Source organism: Bacteroides sp. RCH18, from assembly GCF_058231005.1.
Genome location: NZ_JBIPTC010000002.1, coordinates 1044324 through 1063313 on the forward strand (window position 1 = coordinate 1044324; position 18990 = coordinate 1063313).

General features: G+C 42.2%; 10 protein-coding genes. 4 read left to right on the forward strand and 6 right to left on the reverse strand.

The genetic code is table 11. The annotated features are described in order from the left end of the window. Nucleotides 1–11 precede the first annotated feature (11 nt). The 3 genes from ACHLI0_RS19260 to ACHLI0_RS19270 are packed head-to-tail and all read left to right on the forward strand — an operon-like array spanning nucleotide 12 to nucleotide 3937. The gene (locus ACHLI0_RS19260; protein WP_413554670.1) at nucleotides 12–1790 is read left to right on the forward strand and encodes a polysaccharide deacetylase family protein; all 1779 of its coding nucleotides are present in this window, start codon (nucleotides 12–14) and stop codon (nucleotides 1788–1790) included. Nucleotides 1791–1834: 44 nt separating this feature from the next. Then, a complete protein-coding gene (locus ACHLI0_RS19265; protein ID WP_490750172.1) occupies nucleotides 1835–2641 on the forward strand; it encodes a sialate O-acetylesterase in 807 nt (268 codons plus the stop codon). 15 nt (nucleotides 2642–2656) lie between these two features. Beyond that, entirely contained in the window at nucleotides 2657–3937 is a 1281-nt protein-coding gene (locus tag ACHLI0_RS19270; protein WP_490749863.1) for a rhamnogalacturonan acetylesterase, read from the forward strand. 135 nt (nucleotides 3938–4072) lie between these two features. Here the strand turns inward: ACHLI0_RS19270 and ACHLI0_RS19275 are convergent, their stop codons facing one another. After that, nucleotides 4073–7042: a glycoside hydrolase family 2 protein gene (locus tag ACHLI0_RS19275; protein WP_490749864.1), complete on the reverse strand. Its 2970-nt coding sequence runs from the start codon at nucleotides 7040–7042 to the stop codon at nucleotides 4073–4075. Nucleotides 7043–7129: 87 nt separating this feature from the next. Then, nucleotides 7130–11425: a hybrid sensor histidine kinase/response regulator transcription factor gene (locus ACHLI0_RS19280; protein ID WP_490749865.1), complete on the reverse strand. Its 4296-nt coding sequence runs from the start codon at nucleotides 11423–11425 to the stop codon at nucleotides 7130–7132. A 344-nt stretch (nucleotides 11426–11769) separates the two neighbouring features. Here ACHLI0_RS19280 and ACHLI0_RS19285 point away from each other — a divergent pair, with 344 nt between their 5' ends. Further along, nucleotides 11770–13083, forward strand: a complete 1314-nt coding sequence (locus tag ACHLI0_RS19285) for a right-handed parallel beta-helix repeat-containing protein (RefSeq protein ID WP_258894580.1) — start codon at nucleotides 11770–11772, stop codon at nucleotides 13081–13083. 112 nt (nucleotides 13084–13195) lie between these two features. Here ACHLI0_RS19285 and ACHLI0_RS19290 read toward each other — a convergent pair whose 3' ends face one another. From ACHLI0_RS19290 to ACHLI0_RS19305, 4 genes are all read right to left on the reverse strand, one after another. Continuing rightward, nucleotides 13196–13846, reverse strand: a complete 651-nt coding sequence (locus ACHLI0_RS19290) for an HAD family hydrolase (protein WP_490749866.1) — start codon at nucleotides 13844–13846, stop codon at nucleotides 13196–13198. Between the two features lie 73 nt (nucleotides 13847–13919). Then, nucleotides 13920–15596 carry a glycoside hydrolase family 43 protein gene (locus ACHLI0_RS19295; RefSeq protein WP_061473393.1) on the reverse strand — a complete coding sequence of 559 codons (1677 nt, stop codon included), beginning with the start codon at nucleotides 15594–15596 and terminating at the stop codon, nucleotides 13920–13922. A gap of 164 nt (nucleotides 15597–15760) precedes the next feature. Beyond that, on the reverse strand, nucleotides 15761–16993 hold the full coding sequence (locus ACHLI0_RS19300) for a DUF4861 domain-containing protein (protein ID WP_490749867.1): 1233 nt from the start codon (nucleotides 16991–16993) through the stop codon (nucleotides 15761–15763). Between the two features lie 151 nt (nucleotides 16994–17144). Continuing rightward, nucleotides 17145–18761 (reverse strand): glycoside hydrolase family 28 protein, encoded by a 1617-nt coding sequence (locus tag ACHLI0_RS19305; protein ID WP_072066194.1) that lies wholly within the window; start codon nucleotides 18759–18761, stop codon nucleotides 17145–17147. Nucleotides 18762–18990: the final 229 nt, after the last annotated feature.

Here is an 18990-nt window from a genome sequence, read left to right on the forward strand (position 1 = left end):
GATCATTGATCATGAGAACACTCTTTTTTATCTTGTTTTTTGTATTAGGCTTTTGTCATATTCAGGCGAGAGGGCAGAAGCCTGCACATGTTATAATAACAGCTGGTCAGTCAAACACAGATGGACGAGTACCTAACAATCGTTTACCGGATTATATAAAGGCAATGGCTGTGGATAGTACGTATACTGCGGGAGCCTACAAATATTGCCATATTGCCCATAATCGTACAGATGGTATGTTTGTTCCATTTTGGCCATTGAGTCATCCTAAAAGTAAGCCTTATACGTGGGGATATGATGCGATTGCTTATTATTGGTTGGAACAGTTGTTTCAGGAAGATTTTTATGTTATCAAGTGGGCTATTGGCGGCACTGCCATAGCTGCTCCTGTCACTACTCCTTTTCGGGGAACTTTCTGGTCTGCCGACCCGAAATGGTTGGCAGAGAATACGGCTACCAGTGAGAAAGGAAAATCTTTATTACTTTCTTTGATTGCCAATATTGATGCGAGTATTGATCAGACACTTTCCAAACTAAAGCAAGGTTATCAGATTGATGCTTTTGTTTGGCATCAGGGAGAAAGTGATTATGAGCACGGAAAAGAATATTATCAGAATCTGAAAGGGGTAGTTGCCTATGTGCGTAACCACCTGACAGAGAAAACAGGAAAAGATTACTCTGAACTTCCATTTATATTTGGCACTGTATCCAGAAAAAACAAACGGTATAATAGTGATGTCGAGGAAGGAATGCGTCGCTATGCAAAAGAAGATAAAAACGCTTATCTGATTGATATGTCGGAAGCGGAACTTATGGGAGATAAACTTCACTTTAACCAGGTTTCTGCCGAGTATATGGGTAGACAGGTATATGAACAAATTAAAAAGACTCTTTCGGATGATCCGCATGTATATGTCGCCAAATATAAAGGAGACAGAGCCTGTGCTATCAGCTATACATTTGATGATGGATTGGCGGAACATTCAACTGTAGCTGCTCCAGAGTTGGAGAAACGTGGTTTTAGAGGTACTTTCTGGGTATGCGGCTATTATACGGAACAAGGTGCATCTGCAAAGGTACCTCGAATGACTTGGGATGAATTGCGTGAAATGTCAGAGAAAGGACATGAGGTTTCCAGCCATAGTTGGGCACATAAGAATGCCAAACGATTAACTATAGAGCAAGTTAAATCGGAGATAGAAAAGAATGATAGTGCTATTTATGCTAATATTGGCATTGCACCTCGTACCTATTGTTACCCATATAATTATAAGACAGAAGAAATAGTCGGGATGGCTTCTAAAGGCAGGGTTGCTACACGTACTAAACAAATTTCAATCGGAGGAAAGTCAACTCCCGAACGGTTTGACAAATGGTTGAAGGATTTGATGAAAGCGGAAGATTGGGGAGTAGGTATGACGCACGGCATTAATTATGGATATGATGCTTTCAAATCGCCTTCTTTATTTTGGGAACATTTGGATAAAGTGAAAAGTATGGAAGATCAGATTTGGGTAGGTACCTTCTGTGAAGTGGCATCTTATATCAAAGAAAGGGAGGAGATACAGTTGAAAGTCTCCAATAAAAAGAATGGCATGACAATTACTCCCAAGTTGAAATTAGATAGAAAACTGTTTGCTGAGCCATTGACGATGGTGATTCAAGGGGAAACTATGAATGGAATTCAGGTGAAGCAAGGCAGGAAAGAATTACCAGTGTATATGAATGGGAATAAAGTTATGTTTGACTTTAATCCTTATGGAGGAGCTATTAAAATTCATTTCAATTAGGGGTGTGTACGAATAAAGTTTAACCTGATAATAAAATCAATAAAATAATGAAAACAAATTATCTATGTGGCCTCTTCCTTTTATGTGTGCTAGTATGGGGAAGATCGGAAGCACACGCTGAGAAACCGTTGAAGACTCTGGATTTGTATCTTTGCATTGGACAGTCGAATATGGCAGGGAGAGGGAAATTATCACCGGAAGTGATGGATACTCTACAAAATGTATACCTGCTGAATGCAGATGATCAGTTCGAACCCGCAGTGAATCCTTTGAACCGCTATTCTACGATAGGAAAAGGACTTAGCTGGCAACAAGTAGGACCTGCATATGGATTTGCCAAGACGATGGCTTCTAAAAAACATCCGGTAGGCTTAATTGTCAATGCACGGGGAGGATCTTCGATTCGTTCATGGGTTAAGAATGCCAAACAGTCCGGCGGATATTATGATGAAGCAATACGACGTGCAAAAGAAGCAATGAAGTATGGTACATTGAAAGCAATTATCTGGCATCAGGGAGAAGCCGATTGTCATCATCCGGAAGCATATAAAGAGAAGATTATTCAGTTGATGACAGACTTACGTAATGACCTGGGAATGCCAGATTTACCAGTTGTCGTAGGACAAATAGCACAATGGAACTGGACAAAGAAACCTCATATTCCCGAAGGTACAAAACCCTTTAATGACATGATAAAAGAGATCTCCACTTTTTTGCCCCATAGTGCTTGTGTGTCTTCCGAAGGATTTACTCCGTTGAAGGACGAAACAGATCCTCATTTTGATACAGCAAGCCAGATTACTTTAGGCAAACGCTATGCTAAAGAAGTTAAGAAACTAATAAAGAAATAAATAGAAATAACAGAAATGAAGAAATTAACCTTACTGGCTAGTGCTATTTTGATGGCAAGTAGCATTTTGGCGCAAACGCAAGTTTATAAATTTGACTTTTCTTCTGATAAGAAAGTAAAAGACGGATATACAAAAGTAACTTCTGAAACTTTATTTAATAATGAACGAGGTTATGGTTATGACTTATTGCCGGCTTGGGATGGAAAGAGCAACCGACCTTTCTTTTTCTCGCTGAACGTACCGGATGGGAATTATAAAGTAACAGTTGCTTTGGGCAGTAAAAAGGAGGCTGCCAGTACAACAGTCCGTGGTGAATCACGCAGATTATTTATAGAGAACCTTTCGACCAGAAAAGGAGAAATGAGAACAGAAACGTTTACTATTAATAAACGTAATCCTGTGATCTCCGGAGAAGAAAGAGTCAGTATAAAAGAGAGGGAAAAGAAGAAATTGAACTGGGATAATAAGCTGACACTGGAGTTTAATGGTGATTTGCCTCGTGTGAATTCTTTAGTGATAGAACGGGTTGAAAACGTACCTACAGTATACCTTTGTGGTAACAGTACGGTGGTCGATCAAGACAATGAACCTTGGGCAAGTTGGGGACAAATGATTCCTCGCTTTTTTACAGATCAGGTTTGTATCGCCAATCATGCAGAGTCAGGACTATCTGCCAATACATTTATCGGTGGGAAACGTCTGGTGAAGATATTGAGTCAGATCAAGGAAGGTGATTATCTGTTGGTTGAATTTGGGCATAATGACCAAAAACAAAAGGGACCCGGAAAAGGCGCATTTTATTCTTTTGCGTACAATCTGAAAATCTTTATCGATGAAGCCCGTGCCAAAGGGGCTTATCCGATATTGGTGACTCCGACAAGTCGTCGTCGTTTTGATGAGAACGGGAAGTCTGTAAATACTCATGGTGATTATCCTGATGCAGTCCGTTGGGTAGCTGCAAAAGAGAATGTAACTTTGATTGAATTAAATGGTATGACTGCCACTCTTTTCAATGCTTTAGGAGTAGATAATTCAACAAAAGCATTCGTACATTATCCGGCAGGAACTTTCCCGGGACAGACTAAAGCTCTTAAAGATAATACTCATTTTAGTACTTACGGAGCATATGAAGTTGCCAAATGTGTCATTGAAGGAATGAAAAAGGCTAATCTGGAGATTGCGAAATACCTGCGGCCGGATTATAAAGGCTTTGATCCGGCTCAACCGGATAGCTTTGAATCTTTCAAATGGAATTTGTGTTCATTTACGGAGAATGAAAAGCCGGATGGTAATTAATGAACAGAAGACTACGACTTTAAGAATATAGGGAAATAATGAAGTAAAAGTAAAATAGTCATATCATAAAAAATCCCATCTCATGAATTGAAAAAAACATGAGATGGGATTTTTTATGAAAGAGAATGTTTTATTCTATTTGATTGTTTCCAGAAACTCTATTTCAATAATTCTCAGATTTGCATTATTTTTGTTCGCTTTCGCTTCGAGTTCCATATCATTTGCTGCTTTTGCTGCTACTTCAGTAATCTGTCCGAAAGCATCCTGATCACTGGTATTACCCTTCAGACGAATGGTGATTTGATTGGAACGTACTGGTTTCTTCACATTTAAATGAACATATCCCAAACTCTTATTAGTCTCTCCACTCCAAATCATGGTTTTACCGGCAAATACTTCCAAAGGATAACTGCGTGAACGCCATCCATTCAACTTAATACAGATATCATCTATTTCTGCTTCTTTTTCAAGAGTATATGTAATCCAGGCGGTGCTGAGTTTTCCGTCATTCATCCATTCGCTTCTTTCATTATCGTCGAAGCTTTGGTTTACAGTTTCATTGTTGGCTCCGGCTTTAGCGGATACAATACGTATATCACGTTTTGTGTCTTTGTAAGATGGGGTAAGAGGAGTCTTTCCTTTATCCAGATTTCCTTTCAGAGTCATCTGAGGTAAATATGTACTCAATCCGTTGCTAACTTTGACGGGAAGGGTTTCTAATGTAATTGTAGCGCTGGGGAGCCCTTCTGCTTTAGCGGTCAGAGTGATCTTGCCGGCTTGGGTAGTGCTACGGATAAGAGCACGGTTAATACCACATTCCACAGGGAGACTGGTATTAAGAATATAATTGTCTTTTCCTTGTGCGATGCCTCCGCGCCATTCGGCATTCCCTTTCAGGTCGAATTGAATGGTACGGTTGTCAAGCGGACAGCGTTTTCCATCCTTATCTACCACTTCTACCTGTATTAATGCCAGGTCAGCTCCGTCCGCGTGGAATCCTTCCGGATTTTGTATCCTTGTCAGTTTCAGTCCGGCAGGTTCACCAACGGTACTTACTGCGTAGCGGCTTATTTCCTTACCGGCCTTGTTGTAGCTGACAGCTTCCAGTTTACCGGCTTTAAAAGCCACATTGTCAAAGGTGAACAGGAAATTGTATTCGCGTTTGCCTTTTCCTAGTGACTGACCGTTCAGGAACAGTTCTACTTCTTCACCTGTAGAAACGACATAGACCGGTTTTACTGTATTTGCGGGATAGTTCCAATGACCGATGATATAGGTATTGTCTTCTTCTGTATCTACCCATCCGTTCCACATGACCTGATGTGCAAAGAAAGCATCTTTTTCGATGCGCATAGGGTCCGTTACTCCACTTCTGCGATAGTTTTCTTCACCACGGTGGTGTGTGTTGGTATCCGAGAAAATGATTTTGGCCCCTCCGGAACTGACTCTGCGACCTGTCCCTGGACGCTCACGCCAATAATCATACCAACAGCGGATCATTGCTATCGCCAGCATGTCCTGATTGTGATTGTAGTCTGTTGCAGGTTGGTTACGATGTAACGGTCCGTCTCCTTCTTTGTGGAAAGGATAGCTGTATTCATCCCAATATTTTCTCAAACCTTCGTCACGACAATATTCTGTAGCCCACATCGGGTGATGTTCACTCTTGTTGATATAAAGCATTTCTCCGCCATATTCGGCTTCACGGATGTCCAGCATCTCACGAGAGCCGATAGCACGTCCGCCGAAAGGATCGTATTGATCACGGATAGCTTTCATTTCTATCATGTGCTCTCTGCTGATACCTTTGTTTCCACATTCATAAAATAAGATACTTGGATTATTACGGTTGTAGATAATCGCATCGCGCATTAGTTCTGTACGCTGATCCCATTGGCGTCCTGTACGGTCTTTCTCGGAATCTCCTGCCGGCATTGCTTGAATCAGGCCTACACGGTCGCAGGACTCTACGTCTTGTTTCCATGGGGTAACATGCATCCAGCGTACCAGATTACCATTGCCTTTTACTACCAGGCCATTGGAGTAGTCACTAAGCCATGCCGGAACGGACAGGCCTACCGCCGGCCATTCATTACTGGTGCGCTGTGCATATCCTTTCATCTGGATCACACGATCATTCAACCATATTTTGCCTTCTGCAAATCGTGTCTTGCGAAAACCTGTACGAGTCGTTACTTCATCAAAAATCTGATTCTTATGGTCTTTTAGAATTGTTTTGGCTGTATAAAGATAACCATATCCCCAGCTCCAGAAATGAAGATTATCTACTTTGGCAGCCGCTTTCACTACCCTTGTTTCGCCACCTTGTAAGGTTACTTTCTCACCTTCGAAGCTTTTCACCTGTTTGCCGTCAGCATCCAGCAAGACCACCTGGTAGCTAAATTGGCGTGGTTCACGACTGTCGTTTTTTACTTCCGATTCTGCATGGATGGTTGCAGTACGTCCTTTTACATCGATGTCTTTAGCATAAATATAAACTCCGGTAGTTTTCAGATTACTGTATAAAGGAAGAGTCTGATATACTTCATCTGTAACATACAGGAAAACATTTTTGGGTAGACCTCCGTAATTTGCATTGAAGTTGCGGTCGTTCCATTGGAACTTGGAGTTTGTACTTTTTTCTCGATACATCCAGTCGTTATCTGTGCGGACTGCGAGTACATTATCGCCTTCTTTAATATAAGGTGTCAAGTCGAAGCCTACTGCCATTACTCCGTTTTCATGTTTACCCAATAGTTGTCCGTTCAGATAAAAGTCACCTGCCTGGCGTACTCCTTCGAACTCAATAAATACTTTTTGTTTCTTGCCAGAAGCCGGAATCCGGAAGTGTTTCCGATACCAGACAACTGTGTCTGTCAGCTGTTCAATGGATACTTTGAAGGCTTCGTCTTCATTGAAAGCGTGCGGCAAGGTGACTGCTTTCCACCGACTATCGTCGAATTGAGATTGTTTAGCTTCGGGAAAGTCTCCGATTTGCAGACGCCATTCACTGTTGAAATTGTATTTTTTGCGTTCGAAAGCATGGCTGTCAGTAATAGCCAGCACTGCAAACAGAAATACAAATAAAAAGAGTTTGTTTCTCATGATTTCTTAATGATTAATTTTTCATTTGCAAAGAAAGCACATCAATGAAAGAAACACCCCTTAAATTAGTACGGAAAACATGTAAGATCATACGTCAACATCATTAATGGATTCATTTTCATCTTCAGACAGCCTTTTCCGGTAGGCGGAAGGAGATACTCCGAATTGGCTTTTGAAACATTTACTGAAGTAGAACGGATCGTTGATACCTACGCTATAGGCGACTTCGGCTATGGTGAGGTCTTCTGTCAATAACATTTCTGCAGCCTTCTTCAACCGCATGACGCGCAAATATTCGTAAGGAGAATAACCGGTCACTCCCCGTACTTTTTTATAGAAAACAGTACGCCCTAATCCCATTATTCCGGCAAAGTCATTGACCGAAAAATCAGTATCGGTCATGTGCTCATTCAATACTTCATTCAGCTTTGCCGAAAACTTCTGGTCTTTATCGTTGGTACAGATAATGGAATGGGCTAATCCCGGTTCGTTAGAATATTTTTGGCGCAGTTTATCCCGTAGTTCGATTAACTTGAAGATTCTTGCCAGTAGTAAAGAGACATTGAATGGCTTCGTGATATACGCATCAGCTCCGGATTCAATACCTTCCTGATATTTCTCTTCTATATTGAGAGCAGTCAGTAATATGATGGGGATATGGCTGGTGGTAAATTCATTTTTAAGTTTGCGTGTCACTTCAAATCCATTCATTCCCGGCATCAGAACGTCACAAACAATTAAATCAGCATCATAGGTACGAGCCTTCTCAAAACCGGATGTTCCGTCAGCAGATACTTCAACTTCAAAGTAAACTCCTATTTCTTCTCTTAGGAATTCACGGATATCAGTATCATCTTCTATAATCAAAACTTTGCGTTTGTTCAAAGGATCGACAGGAGGCTGGAAAGTATCCTCTGACGTTTCATTTCTGAGAAAATCTTTGGAGTGCTGTTCCTCTTCTTCGGTTAATAACTGATTGGGAATCAGGAAATCTTTCTCCTGATATATATCAGAATTAGTCGGCAATAGGACGGTAAAGACAGAACCGCCTCCCTCATTTTCATCATAATTGATATTACCTTTATGTACCTGTACCAGTTCGTGTGTCAAGTGGAGACCTACTCCGACACTGCTATGAGAGAAGCTGCTTTGCATGAAACGCTTGAACAGTTCTGAACGTTTTTCTTTGGGTATGCCAATCCCGTTATCTATGACTTGTATACGAAGCTGTTGCTTGTCTTCCTGAATATCTATTTTGAATATAATCTTTCCGTTAGAAGGAGTATACTTGAAAGCATTGGATAGCAGGTTGTAGGTAACCTTGTCTAAATTGCCTTTATCAATAAACATTTTATAAGCAGGTTGTGACGGCTCGAAACTGAAATCGATGTTTTTGGACTCGCTTGTATCCTTGAAACTCAGGAAGATTTCATAAAGGAAAGCAATGACGTCCGTCTCTTCCAAAGATAAGGCCAGTTTGTTTTTCTGCATCTTTCTGAATTCAAGTAGCTGATTGATGAGGCGTAACATTCTCTGAGTGCTTTTATCCATGGTTTTTAAAGGACGTTGCATCTCTTTGGGAGGATTCTCTATATTGATTAGCTTGTTGAGAGCACCTTGAATTAGAGTAAGCGGTGTACGGAATTCGTGGGATATATTGGTGAAGAATTCCAGCTTATATTCGGTCAATTGCTTCTCAACAGCGATGCGATTGCGTAATCTGTTGAAATTTCGTATGATATGGAAACTGAAATAACAGACGATTCCAATGAATACCAGATAAATCAGATAGGCCCAGGTCGTCTGCCAGAAAGGAGGAGCTATGACAATCTCCATAGTGCTTTCTTCCCCCCATATGCCGGCTACATTGCAGGCTTTCACTTGCAACTGGTATTTGCCGGGAGGAAGATTACGGTACGTTGCCAGATTTTGTGCCGAAGGGATGCTCCATTCCGAATCATATGGAGGCATCCGATAAGAATATTTGGATGCTCCGCTTAAAAAGTTGAATGTTGAAAAGGCTATGACAAATGAATTTTGATAATGTTTCAAGTTTAACTGCCCTGTATAGGACATGGTTTCGTTGAGAGGGGAATCATCCATACCGGGCAGCATATGCGTTCCATTGATGTGAAGTCCTGTAAATACGGTCGATGCAAGTTTTTCCATGTTTTCCACTTTATTGGCATCGAGAACTACTAGGCCGTAGTTTGTACCGAAAAGTAATCTTCCGTCAGCATTTATGCAAGCGGTATTTTCAGAGTATACATTCCCCAGTGTATGTGAGGAAAAATAATAATTCTCTATTTGCTTGGTGGCGGGGGTGAAGCGGGAAATGCCATATTCGGTCGCAATCCACATTTTATTGTCCTGATCTTCAACAATAGACTGTATGACTCCGTTGGGCAATCCGTCTTTAATGCTATAACAATCGAAAGTCAGATGTTGGTAGTCATTTCCCGGATAGCAGATGGCAAAGCCTGCTCCCGTTGTTCCAATCCACATATTTCCTTCATGATCATTCACCAGACAGCGGATTTCATTGCTGGGGAATGTTTCATTGACATGATTGTAAAGTACGTAATTCTTGGGGGAGTTGATCAGTGAGTCCGGATGGAAGATATAGATACCGTTGTTGGTACCCACCCACATCATACCGTTGCGGTCTTCCTGTATAACGCGCACCCGTTTTTCTCCATAACTGTCTTGAAAGAAATGTTTGAATTGATAACCGTTGTCTGTTTTGACAGCCAGATTCAATCCTCCGCCAAATGTTCCTATCCACATCCGCCCTTTGCGGTCACGGTAGATTAAGTAGACATTGTCGTTTGATAAGGAGTTTTTATCCTTGCTGTTATATCGGTACCATTGGTCAGCTCCGATACGTATTCCTATACCACGCATACCCAACCATAACTGTCCTTCATTATCTTCGCACATACTGTATACGTTATGCGTAAACTTCTCTTTGCGAAGCATGTTTTTCAGGTCGGCATCATATTCATATAGGGTACCCATACGGTTTGCCATATATACATTACCGTTTTTGCCACGTAAAAGCATACGTATCGTGTTGGAGCGGTCGGAAGCATCTTCGCCATTCGGATAGATACGTAACGTTCCTTTATTCAGAATCTCCAGATGAGATAATCCGGAGAATTCTGAACTTACCCAGATACCTCCGGAACGGTCTTCAATGATATATTGCAGATAATTGGAATTGATATGGCTGGAATGACTGACTTCAAAAGTGAAGTGCTGCAGATCACCGGTATTCAGATCGTAGGCAAAGAGTCCGTTTCCGTAAGTCGTAATCCAGATGATATCCCGTGAATCATGAATGACAGAGTAGCGTTCTACATCAATATATCCCAAATGCTCGGATGAAAGAAACTGAAAATGTTTGATGTCGCCAGTGCTGGTATTGACATACCATACGTTGCCGGTATAGTTGTGTACCCATGCATTCCCTTTATTGTCTCTGGTGACGTTACCGTTTTTAATATTCAGGCGGGAGAACTGGCGCAGCTTTCCCGTAACGGGATCTAGGATGTAACTGCCAGTGGCGGTAAACATCACCCATTGATGTTGCAGGCGGAGGCTTCCGGTGATTACACCTGTATCTCCGAGTTCGGTTAATGAAGCGATTTTCTCCAGTCGGTTATTGGAAAGAGAGTGGCGGTAGATTTCTTTTTTTCCGGTAATGATGCAAGTATATTGGTCATAAGAAAAGATATGTTCCCAGCTTTCTCCCTGTGTATCCATTGCTTCCAGTTTGCCGTCATGGTATTTCCATAATCCTTGCTTGGTTCCTATCCATACATGTCCGGGGCTGTCATTGCTTTCGTAGACAAATAATACCTCGTCAGAAGATAGGTTGCCTAATTCTTTTTTGTATGCCTGCGACGAGAACTGGCCATCCTGATAGACGACACGACGACAGCCGTTATTGTTATCCCACAACCAGATAGACTGGTCGGATGCAATGATTTTTTTCGAATAGCTCTGTTTGTATTCTCCGCAACCGGTGAAATCGACGAAGCGCCCATGTTTTAAATCGTAACAGCTATATAAAGAAGAGAGGGTGGCGATCCATAAAAAACCGTTAGAGTCTTCTTCCATATTCCGGATGCGTGGGTCGGCTAATGAAATCGGCAGATTAGGGTCCGGGTAGATACTGACAAAAGAGTTACCGTCATAATAGCTTAATCCGTTGATGGTTCCCATCCACATAAATCCCTTGCTGTCCTGAAACATATATCGGATGGAATTATTCGCCAGTCCGTCACCGGTGGTCAGTTTGTTCGAACGTATCTCGACAGATGCATGTACTGAACTGAGATAGAAAGATAAGAATGCGAATATCAGCAGTGCATTTTTCATATTTGATTTCTACGATTCTACATTATTATTAATGGTTACAAAGTTAATTTTCTTTTTAGAATAGAGGATGTAATAGCGTACGGAAAAACAAAGAAACGATGTATTATCGTTCATTCTTGATGTAAATCTCAGGTGAAATACGATTTTCTAGGCTTTGTGTACGCATGTACATTCTAAACTATAAAGAAAGCTGTAATTTAGCAGCATGAAAACGGTAACTGGAAAAAACTTCTAGTTACAGAATATTTGTTTAGAGGTAGAAGATAAGAGTCAGGTAACAAAGAAGCACATTAACAACAGTAAAATGGAAATCAGTTTTCAATAGGTTTTTAAATATAAGCATAATGAAAAAGCATATAGGTATTAGTCTTTTTTTTATGGGGTGTTTCCTATCTCTTTCGGCTACGAATTATTTTGTAGCTACCAATGGTGATGATTCAAATACGGGCACGCTTGACAAACCTTTCGCTACTTTACAAAAAGCGCAGTCAAAAGTCGTTCCCGGAGATACGGTATATATTCGCGGAGGCGAGTATCGGATACGGGAAGAACAGATGATGGGAGGAGATCATTTGCGTGCTTATGTTTTTGAAATGAATAAAAGTGGTACTCAGGTCAAGAGAATCTGTTATACAGGTTATCAGGATGAACGCCCGATATTCAATCTGGCTGAAGTAAAGCCGGAGGGTAAACGGGTATCTGTCTTTTATGTATCAGGCTCTTACCTCCATTTTCGCAATTTTGAGATTATCAAAACACAGGTTACTATCCGGGAGCATACTCAGTCGGAGTGTATATACAATCAAGGTGGAAATCATAATATTTACGAGAATCTGGCGATGCACGATGGCATGGCTATTGGTTTTTATTTGGTGCGGGGAAGTAATAATCTCGTACTGAACTGTGATGCTTATAATAATTATGACCCTGTATCTGAGAATGGTATCGGTGGAAATGTGGATGGCTTCGGTGGGCATCCGGCTTCTGCCTCCTATACGGGAAATGTGTTTAAAGGATGTCGGGCCTGGTACAACAGTGATGACGGTTTTGATTTGATAAAGGCACAAGCAGCTTATACGATTGAAGATTGCTGGGCGTTTTATAATGGATATAGGCCCGGAGGATTTGTGGGTGCGGGAGATGGTACAGGGTTTAAAGCGGGTGGCTATGGTATGCGCTCAAAAGTGAAGATGCCAAATGAGATTCCACACCATGTAGTGAAGAATTGTCTGGCATATAAAAACAAGAACAAAGGATTTTATGCCAATCACCATTTGGGAGGAATTTCCTGGTTCAATAATACCGGTTATCAGAATCCGTCTAATTTCTGTATGCTGAATCGTAAATCAGCGGAGGAAATAGTGAATGTGGGCGGTTACGGTCATGTAATTCGGAATAATTTGTCCTATATGCCCAGATCAGCAGGAAAGCATATAGTCGATGTGGACCCTAAGGAATGTACAATTGTCAATAACACCTTCCTTCCCGTGGATTTGACTGTGGAGGAGGATGACTTTGTGAGTCTGGATGCTTCTCAGTTAACGCTGCCTCGTAAGGCGGATGGAAGTCTGCCGGATATTGATTTTCTGAAGTTAAAAAGAAATAGTAAATTATATGATGCGGGAATCGGTTTTCAATTCTCTTCGCAGAATCTTTAAAATATCGTTCTGTTATTGAAAAAAAATAGCTGCATGATAGATCTATGTTGATATAATCCGCATAGATCTATCGTACAGCTTGAAGAATGAGATCTTTCTGTAGATTCAGATATTAGAGAATAAGACGTTTGATCTCCTCAGCGGTATCTACAATATATTGAGGACTGAATTCTTCCAGTTCGGCACGTGGGCGGAATCCCCATGTTACTCCGCACGCTGTCACTCCGGCATTGGCAGCTGTTTGCATATCCACGCCGGAATCACCCACGTACAGCACTTCTTCTTTGGTTACTTTGGCAATTTCCAGAATATCGAATACAACGGTTGGATCGGGTTTAACCTTTATCCCTTCACGTTGCCCGAACACAGCGGTAAAATGGATTTCCGGAAAATAATGGTCAATCAACTTTTGGGTGGCTGCCTGATATTTGTTGGAAGCCACAGCAATTTGAATACCTGCATCCTGTAAGTATGAGAGCAATTCCGGAATGCCGGGATAAGGGCGGCTGTCATCGGCGTTATGAACGTCATAGTAAGGGACGAATTCTTTGCGTACACGCAACACATTCTCCTTTGACTTTTCTCCTTCCGGCAGGGCACGTTCGAAAAGTTTGTCGATGCCATTTCCTACCATGAAGTTATACTTTTCAATTTCATGGGTGGGATATCCTAATTTATTCAAAGCATGATTTGTACTGTGTGCAAGGTCGGCAATGGTATTCAGTAATGTACCATCCAAATCGAAAATGACTAGTTTCTTCATTGAACTTCCTGTTTTTTAATGTTAGTCCTGTATTCCTATCTTTCAGTTCACAAAGATAGGAATAAAAAACGAATCATTTCTTTGTAATACGAAACCAGTCTACATCTGTCCATCCTCCATCATTGGTAACAATAGCCGGACGGGTACAGAACATGCCGACTTTGGCGCCAATCCATTGTCCCTCCCTTGCCTGAAAAGGGTTGCCTAATGGCAAGAACTTCTTTCCGTCAAGGCTATAACTGAAGTTGCACATCACAATGAGGTCGTTACCTCCTTCACTGGCTTTAATTTTCTTGCCGTCGCAACTGAAACGTACCTTTAGGTATACCGTGTTTTGGGTAAGACCGACAGAAGAGTTTACCTGTTCCGCTTCTCCTTTATCTGCTTTTTTACATTCAATTTGAGACAGCACCAGACCTTTGTCCGTATTTTCCAGAATCAATCCTGCATAATCCCTGCCCATTACGATTAAGCCTGTACGTTCACCTTTCAGTTTGGGATTAGGTGTAAAGGTCAGTTTCATTGTGGCGGTGAAATTATCAGAAGGAGTTTTTTGCAGTAGCAGATTAGCTACATCCCACAGATTTTTATAATCCGCTACTACCGGATAAGAGTATAGTCTGACATAACTTTTATCTCCGGCGTAATATGCCCATTTTTCATTGATATTCGCATGCCACTGCCATTGCGGAGAGAGGGTATATCCGTCGAACTCGTCACTTTCTTGCGGGGTACAAATAGGATATGTCTTTCCGACACTCGGTTTTTGGTATGTCAGTACCGGTTCGCCGCAGCCGTCACCATCTTTGTCAATACCAATCACCGGCCAGTCATTTACCCATTTCATCGGTTGCAAGTGAACAAGACGACCATAAGCGCCTACATCCTGAAAGTGGAAGAACCAGTCTTCTCCGGAAGGAGTATCTACCCAAGCTCCCTGATGAGGTCCATTGACGGGAGAATCACCCTGCGCCAGTACAGTTTTCCATTCATAAGGGCCATACACATTTTTAGAACGGAGTACTACCTGCCAACCGGTTGGCACACCGCCTGCCGGATGGAAGATATAATAATAGCCGTTCCTTTTATAAAACTTCGGGCCTTCACACGTCTGGTGTGCTTCGTGACCGTCGAAGATAATGCGTGAGGGGGTGATGGCTTTGGTCGCTTCCTTATTCAATTCACAGATGGTGATTACACTTTTCAGTCCGGCGCGGCTTCCTGCATAGGCGTGTACCAGATATACTTTTCCGTCTTCATCCCAAAGTGGGCAGGTATCGATGATTCCTTTTCCCGGTTTAACCAGAACAGGTTCCGTCCACGGACCTTGCGGGTCTTTGGCCTTTACCATGAAAGCGCCTTGATCCGGGTCTCCCCAGAAGATATAAAACTCTCCGTTATGATGGCGGATGCTGGGTGCCCAGACACGGTTACCATGTTCCGGACGTTCCGGAGTTTCAATAGGAGTGAGGGCATAGGGAACAGCAGCTCCGATAATCGTCCAGTTCACTAAATCCTTGGAATGTAGAATCTGCAATCCCGGCAGACAGTTGAAGCTGGAAGAAGTCATATAGAAATCATCTCCTACGCGGCAAGCGTCCGGATCGGAATAATCGGCATAGAGCACCGGATTTTTGTATTTGCCGTTTCCGAGATCGGAAACCCATACTTCGGATACATAGTTTTTCTGTGCTACCGCAGTGAAAACAGTCAGCAGGCAAAAAGCTAAAGTCTGTGTCAATCGTTTCATGATATAGGTATAATAGTTTGATATTAAAGATTCAGTTGAAGTCTCTCAATGGGGCAAAGGTAAAAAAAAGACTCCGCACAAAGGAGTAATAATTGTGCAGAGTCGGTATAAAAACTGGTAAATACTCCAGTATTTGATTGTTTAATTGTATTTGTATGCTCTGTTTAATGCATCTCTTTTATTTTGACTGTTACCGGATGTGCCAGTTCTTCTTTCCATTCGCGGAGATAAGCGAACCATGCTTCCGGTGTCTTATAGCCGAAAGTTTCTTTCATGGAAGTGAAGGTGGTGTGATACTGTAGGTATTTACTTCCCGGGGCTGTGATCGTATAAAGGTAGTTGTCTTTGTCTTTCTCTTCCGATTTTACATAGCGTTGGGGGATGCAAGTTCCCAGTCCTACAGTTTCTTTGGCATATTTCACGGTGTCGTTTACCGGCCAGTCAGTGCCCCAGCTTCCAACCAGTCCTTTATGATCCGAATAAGACTCCGCAGTACCGACAATATCCTGAACGCCTGTACAGAACACTTCGTTCTTAATCGGCTCGTCGAAGAATGCCTCGATATGAAGATCACGGTGTCCGGCATAGAGTGTGTAACGGGTCATCATGTCCAATTCCGCATTATGATATTTCCAGCCTGTCACTTCGATTTCTGCGATGACACGCACCGGACCGTAAGAGATGATACGTTCCGTACGGGTAGCCACCGGAGTGATATGAGTTGCTTTCTTTCCGTCCCATCCTTTGAAAGCACCCGGACCGCAACTGTCGAATACCCGGAGGACATCGTCACCGAATCCTCTTGCTAACTGTTCGTCAGTAGGGTAGAACTGAGATTCTTTGATTTCCAGTCCTTTATTGAACTTACCATAGATATCCGGCGTCTGTTTTTCGTTAAAGTAAAGACGATAGCCTACCAGTTCCGATTCCAGTACAGGACCATGAGGACGGACCATACTATATATATTACTTGTACCAGGGACAGTGATTGCCTGTACTGACTGATGCTTTCCTTTTCTCGGGTCAGCAATGAACATTTCCGCATAAACCCGTGCCGGATAGGTTTTCGTACTCTTTTCAGAAGACAGGGTTACCTGAAATGTTTTTCTTCCGTGAGCAGGGAGGCTGGTAACGAATGCCAGTTCATCCATCTTACGGTCTCTGTTCAGGTCGTCCAGCTGAGAAGGAATTTCAGTGCTTCCTTCCATTACTACGGCGGACTTTACTTTAAATCCGGTATGCAGGTCACGCAAGTTGATTACTACCGGTTCATCCGTCTTGGCACGGTCCCAGTTATTGTTTACTTCTACAGTAATGGTTTTCTCCTGTTTTTGAGCCCAGACGGACAGAGAGCAGCACCCGACTAGGAGTGTGATGATAAAAATATTCTTCTTCATGATTTTAAGGCATGATATTATACGTCGTATTTCTTTCTGCAAAAGTAATTGAAAAAATAGCAGACCGGCTTATCTTTGGAAGATAAATTAGTCTGCTATTTGAGCTTTTTACTCTATATAATGATTTTGTGGTTTTCTGTGGTGGAATCTCTTATTTGAAATTCAATATCTGTCCTTTGGCGTCAATCTCTTCATAAGTCTCTCCATCGACTTTCAGATTCTTGGCGCTTTTGACGTTCAGTATATTCTTTCCTTTGGTTGATTCTACATAAATATTTTCGAGTGTGACACCGTCTACCTGACTGATAACGACTCCGTCAGTAGCCTCTGTCATCACCACATTCTTCACGGTTACGTTACGGATAGGCATTTCCGGAAGTCCGTTGAAGAACATCGCACGTCCCGAACCTCTGCAAATGACATTTGATATATGAATATCACGGAACGCAGGAGTCTCTTCGGTAACAGGAGGAATCGCCGTCTTCATACGGCTCAGCAGATCTTCTTCCGATTCTTCTCCGGCTCCTTTGCCACCATAGAACAGGTCGAAAAGTAACGGTTCGTTCGGTATATTGATCATGTTGATGTTATTGATATAGATGTTTTCTACAACACCGCCACGTCCGCGGGTACTTTTGAAGCGCAGACCTACATCTGTTCCTAGGAATGTACAATCTTCTACATAGATATTCTTCACACCACCGGACATTTCACTGCCTACTACAAATCCGCCATGCCCATGTAGTACCGTATTATTCTTTACGATTACATTCTGGCAAGGTTCTCCGCGACGGCGGCCGTTTTCATCTTTACCCGATTTGATACAGATGGCATCGTCACCCGCATCGAATACACTATTCAGGATCAGTGCATTCTTGCAAGATTCCAGATCGAGTGCATCTCCGTTCTGAGAATACCAGGGATTGATTACCTGAATATTATTCACTGTAAAGTCTTCACATGACAACGGATGCAGACACCAGCTCGGTGAGTTCTTAAAAGTGACTCCTTCCAGCAAAATCTTCTTGCTTTTCACGAAACTCAGTAGTACGGGGCGCAACCATGCACGGATTTCATTCCATTCTTCGTCCGTGTTGATGCCTTCGGGTACATTGAAGTCTTTGCAGGCCATTGCACCTTTCAGCGAACCGGCGGTAGGATACCATATTCTTTCCTGTTCATCGAGTACACCACCCGATTTTACCAGTTTATTCCATTGCGAAGCTGTTAGTTTTTCTTTCTTCACCGGACGCCAGCAGTCTCCGTTACCGTCAAATATTCCATATCCTGTGATAGCGATATTCTCGGCATTACGAGCAGAAATCGGTGATTGACAGCGGCGTGTTTCCAATCCTTCGAAAGAAGTGGGAATGATAGGATATGCTTCAAAGTCACCGGTGAAGAGTACCAGTGCATTGCGTTCTGTATAAAGATTCACGTTGCTGAGCAGTTCGATAGGTCCGGTCAGCCAGGTGCCTTCCGGGATGATCACTTTACCTCCGCCACGTTGGTTCACCTCTTTTATAGCATCGTTGATTGCTTTCGTATTCAGGGTCATTCCATCCCCCTTGGCTCCGAATTTAGAGATATTTACCTCATAAGCGGGAAAAACCGGCTGCTGTACTTTCGGCATTTCGAAAGGTAAATTCTGGTAAATGGTGTCGTCTATTGCGTTTTCGCTTATTGCGCACTCACTTTGTTTGCATCCAGAGACAAACGGCAAACAACATACGACCATCCAGAGGAGTCTTCTTGTCATTGTGTTCATTTAGTAACTTTTCTATAGGGTTATACATTTATTGTTTTTCTGGTATTCTCTTTCGATTGTTAAGATGGCTTTTTCATAACTCTTATCTCCCTCCGCAGGCGACCTCTCGCAGGCAGCCTGCCGGAAAGGAATAAGACAAATTCATGTTAACCTAATTCTAACCTTAAAATAAATATTATGAAAAAACCTCTTAATTATCATTGGCAAAGATAGGGGGGAAACTTCAGGC

Coding starts and splice junctions, on each gene's coding strand:
- ACHLI0_RS19260 (WP_413554670.1), top strand. CDS start 12: ATGAGAACACTCTTTTTTATCTTGTTTTTTGTATTAGGCTTTTGTCAT.
- ACHLI0_RS19270 (WP_490749863.1), top strand. CDS start 2,657: ATGAAGAAATTAACCTTACTGGCTAGTGCTATTTTGATGGCAAGTAGC.
- ACHLI0_RS19275 (WP_490749864.1), bottom strand. CDS start 7,042: ATGAGAAACAAACTCTTTTTATTTGTATTTCTGTTTGCAGTGCTGGCT.
- ACHLI0_RS19280 (WP_490749865.1), bottom strand. CDS start 11,425: ATGAAAAATGCACTGCTGATATTCGCATTCTTATCTTTCTATCTCAGT.
- ACHLI0_RS19285 (WP_258894580.1), top strand. CDS start 11,770: ATGAAAAAGCATATAGGTATTAGTCTTTTTTTTATGGGGTGTTTCCTA.
- ACHLI0_RS19290 (WP_490749866.1), bottom strand. CDS start 13,846: ATGAAGAAACTAGTCATTTTCGATTTGGATGGTACATTACTGAATACC.
- ACHLI0_RS19295 (WP_061473393.1), bottom strand. CDS start 15,596: ATGAAACGATTGACACAGACTTTAGCTTTTTGCCTGCTGACTGTTTTC.
- ACHLI0_RS19300 (WP_490749867.1), bottom strand. CDS start 16,993: ATGAAGAAGAATATTTTTATCATCACACTCCTAGTCGGGTGCTGCTCT.
- ACHLI0_RS19305 (WP_072066194.1), bottom strand. CDS start 18,761: ATGAACACAATGACAAGAAGACTCCTCTGGATGGTCGTATGTTGTTTG.